The sequence below is a fragment of the Kaistella sp. genome (genome assembly GCF_032060305.1).
Taxonomy (GTDB): domain Bacteria; phylum Bacteroidota; class Bacteroidia; order Flavobacteriales; family Weeksellaceae; genus Kaistella; species Kaistella yananensis.
Genome location: NZ_DAMBHK010000051.1, coordinates 1 through 3,688, shown reverse-complemented (window position 1 = coordinate 3,688; position 3,688 = coordinate 1). Strand labels below are relative to the sequence as shown.

The window sequence follows — 3,688 nt, the reverse complement described above, 5'->3', positions numbered from 1 at the left end:
ACGATTTACTTATTTCTCCAAGCATACTTTATTGGTTGGTCCTTTTCGGGATCATATTTACTGTTTTTTCAGTAAGTTTTGATCTTACATCGTTTGGTATCTCACTTCAGATGGGAAAAATATTATCATATGTTGCGGTGTTGTGCAATTTTATTGTTGCTTTTGTTCTTATTATTGATGTTTTTAAAAACCAAAATCCTTCGAGATTTTTATGGACATTGGGATTTCTACTTTTTGCAGCTTTTGTAGGATATTTTTACTTAAGAAATCGTCAATCTTATTCCGCATAACTATAAGTTTGATGTAATAACAAAGAGCTTTAGCGCATTTCTTTATAAATTATTATTTGACTTTATACTAAATTTTGTTTATTCTGCATTTTAGTAGAAAATAATTTAGTGAAATTCAAATTCCTCCCAGCGATTTATCGCCTTTTTTTTATTTTCAAAACCTTACTTTTGTGGTCATTATAATTGTAGATGAAAAGGAAAAGTAAAAATATCGTTTTAGAAAATATAAAACTGATTTCAGCAGGTGCGAAAGGTGTTGCTGTAGGCAAAACTGAAGAAGGCAAAACTGTTTTGGTTTCCGGCGCAGTTCCGGGTGATGTGGTAAATGCACGTGTAAAAAAATCGAAATCAAAATATTTTGAAGCGGATGTTGCCGAAATTGTGGAAAGATCACCTTTCAGAGTGGAGCCGAAATGTATTCACTTCGGGGTTTGCGGCGGCTGCAAATGGCAGAATCTTGCTTACGAAAAACAGCTCGATTTCAAACAGGACGAAGTCTTTAACCACATCAAAAGAATTGGCGGATTTGAGGATTTCGAAACGTTGCCGATTTTGGGAAGTGAGGAACAATATTTTTACCGTAATAAAATGGAATTTTCCTTTTCCAATGCACGTTGGTTAACTCAATACGAAATCTCTTCCGAAGAAAATTTCGGTAACCGTGACGCTTTAGGATTTCATATTCCGGGAATGTGGAGCAAAATTCTTGATCTTAAAGAGTGCTGGCTGCAGGAAGATCCTTCCAATTTCATCCGACTTGCTGTAAAACAGTATGCCGTAGCCAACGGACTTGAGTTTTTCGATGTGAAAGAACAAACCGGCTTTTTACGGACTTTAATGCTGCGCCAGAACTCAAAAGGCGAGTGGATGGTTCTCTTCCAGCTATTCCGTGATGAGAAAGAACACCGCGAGAAATTATTTGATTTTTTACTTTCAGAATTCCCACAAATCAAAACGTTGGTGTACTGCATCAATTCAAAGCAAAACGATTCCATCTATGATCAACATGTGGTAACGTATTTCGGCGATGGATTTTTAATGGAGGAAATGGATGGTCTTCAGTTTAAAATCGGTCCGAAATCTTTCTTCCAGACTAATTATAAGCAGGCTCTGGAACTGTACAGAAAAACGCTGGAGTTTGCAGATCTGAAAGGCAACGAGGTAGTTTACGATTTATATACGGGAACCGGAACCATTGCACAGTACGTTGCCCGAAACGCAAAACAGGTCATCGGAATCGAATCTGTTCAGGAAGCCATTAACGCCGCAAAAGAACACGCCAAACTGAACGGACTTTCGAACTGTACGTTTTACTGTGGCGATATGAAAGATATTTTTAATGATGAATTCCTTGCCAATCATCCGAAAGCTGATGTCCTGATTACGGATCCTCCGCGAGATGGAATGCACCAGAAAGTGGTAGAACAAATCCTGAAACTATCGCCTGAGAAAATTGTGTATGTAAGCTGTAATTCGGCGACGCAGGCAAGAGACATGGCATTGATGAAAGAGCATTACCGATTGGTGAAGATTCTGCCGGTAGATATGTTCCCGCAGACGCATCATGTCGAAAATATTGCGCTTCTGGTAAAGATTTAATTACATTTGAGTCATGAAGTTCCTGAAAATTTTTCTCGTTAGCGTATTTTTATTTTCGCTTTTCTCCTGCGGAAGTGATGATGATATCTGTATCAGTGGAGAAGCAACTCCGCGCATGAAACTGAAATTTAAGACGAAAGCTACAGGAAAACTTAAAACAATGGATTCTCTTTTTGTGAACGTGGATTACGGAAACGGGCAGATTCCTGTAATTGCCGCCAAAACAAAGACCGACTCTGTACTTATTCCGTTGCGGGTTGATGATGCGCCGTTCACCAAAATATATGTTGGTTTATCAAAAACCGCTGTTACTTCAGAGGTAAAGATTAATTACACTACAAAATCCGAGTATGTTTCGCCAGCCTGCGGAATCAAAAAAGTGTATGAAAATGCAAGCGCAATTCTGGAGGTTCCGGATCCCGTAATCGATATCGAACAAAACCAAACCCAAATTTCCGATGAATCCAAGACTCATTTTTTCCTTCTTTTTTAGTCTTCTGTTTTTTGCTGCTTTTGCTCAGAAAGCGCCGGACACTCTGCAAACTAAATGGAAATATGAACCCAATTTCATGGTCGGAATTGATGTGTTGAATGCGGGAATCGGATTGTTTGCTGACCGACAACTTTTTCAGGGTTTTGTTTCTTCAAGGGTTTCGAAAAACATTCATGCGGTCGCCGAAGCAGGTTATGAAAAAAATATTTACCGGAAAAACGGTTATGATGCTGCCGCCAATGGCCCTTTTCTGAAGCTGGGAGCGTTTTATATGCTGGCAAAAGACAAAGAGAATGAGCTGAACGGCTTTTATGCCGGTGCCAAAGCAGCGGGTTCATTTTATAGTCAGGAATATAAAGCGGTTCCGGTTCGTGGCTACGGCGGGAGCGACACTACTGTAGCATTCCCTGCCTCTTCGCAAAGTTCTTACTGGCTGGAAGCTGCGGTTGGCGGCCGGGTTCAGCTTTTTGAATCTCCGTTTTACATTGATGTGAATATCCAGCCGAGATATTTACTGTTCTCAACAACACAGGACGACATCAAGCCGATGATTGTTCCCGGCTTTGGCAAAAGCTCTGCAAAATTCAATGTAGGGTTCGCGTGGAATATTGCCTACCTTTTCTAAGTTGATTATAATATTATGCTTTGAATAATTTACCTGTAAATTTTCAGCCAGGTTTCCGTGTCAAATTTCTTAAAATTGTTTTATCGATTAAATTTTTATTATTAATTATGTATATTTTATCAGAATTGTATAATTAATTTATGTAATAATTGGCAAATGTTTTGTGAAGTAAATAAAATTATATCATTATTATTTTGACGGTCTGGAAAAAAAAATTACTTTTGGGATTAATTCAATAAAAAAATATTAATCTATGAAGAGAATTTTTACTTCTTTACTTTGCGGATTGATGACAACGGCTGCTTTTGCCCAATGGAGCCCCACGTCGATGCAAGGTGAGAAAATTCGAACGGCGTCAAACGTCAAGAGTTATTATTCCCTGGATCTTAATGCAATGAGATCGAAACTTGCCAATGCGCAGGAAACCGGCAGCAACGCTGTTCCCGTAGAAATTAAACTCCCAACACTTAACGGTAAAATTGAGAGATTTGCAGTCTACAGCTCTCCTGTAGTAGTAAAATCTATTGCAGACCGCTACCAGTTAGGGTCGTATGTTGGAGTAGGGATTGATGATCCTAATGCGATTGTAAGATTCAGTGTAGCGCCGAATGATTTCCAGTCGATGATCGTGAGAAACGGCAAGTATGAATTCATTGAGCCTCAGAATACTTCAAAAACAGT

General features: G+C 38.9%; 3 protein-coding genes and 1 pseudogene. All 4 read left to right on the top strand.

Features of this window, described 5'->3' with window-relative positions; translation table 11 throughout:
• Positions 1-479 precede the first annotated feature (479 nt).
• Complete coding sequence (gene rlmD, locus V5N63_RS08145; RefSeq protein WP_332033547.1) at positions 480-1,889, top strand: 23S rRNA (uracil(1939)-C(5))-methyltransferase RlmD; 1,410 nt, start codon at positions 480-482, stop codon at positions 1,887-1,889.
• Between the two features lie 13 nt (positions 1,890-1,902).
• Positions 1,903-2,382 carry a DUF6452 family protein gene (locus V5N63_RS08140; protein WP_088469666.1) on the top strand — a complete coding sequence of 160 codons (480 nt, stop codon included), beginning with the start codon at positions 1,903-1,905 and terminating at the stop codon, positions 2,380-2,382.
• The gene (locus V5N63_RS08135; protein WP_332033546.1) at positions 2,348-3,007 is read left to right on the top strand and encodes a DUF6048 family protein; all 660 of its coding nucleotides are present in this window, start codon (positions 2,348-2,350) and stop codon (positions 3,005-3,007) included. Before V5N63_RS08140 ends, V5N63_RS08135 begins: the two co-directional genes overlap by 35 nt.
• A 253-nt stretch (positions 3,008-3,260) precedes the next feature.
• Positions 3,261-3,688 (top strand): annotated as a pseudogene (locus tag V5N63_RS08130) (reprolysin-like metallopeptidase); the annotation flags it as partial.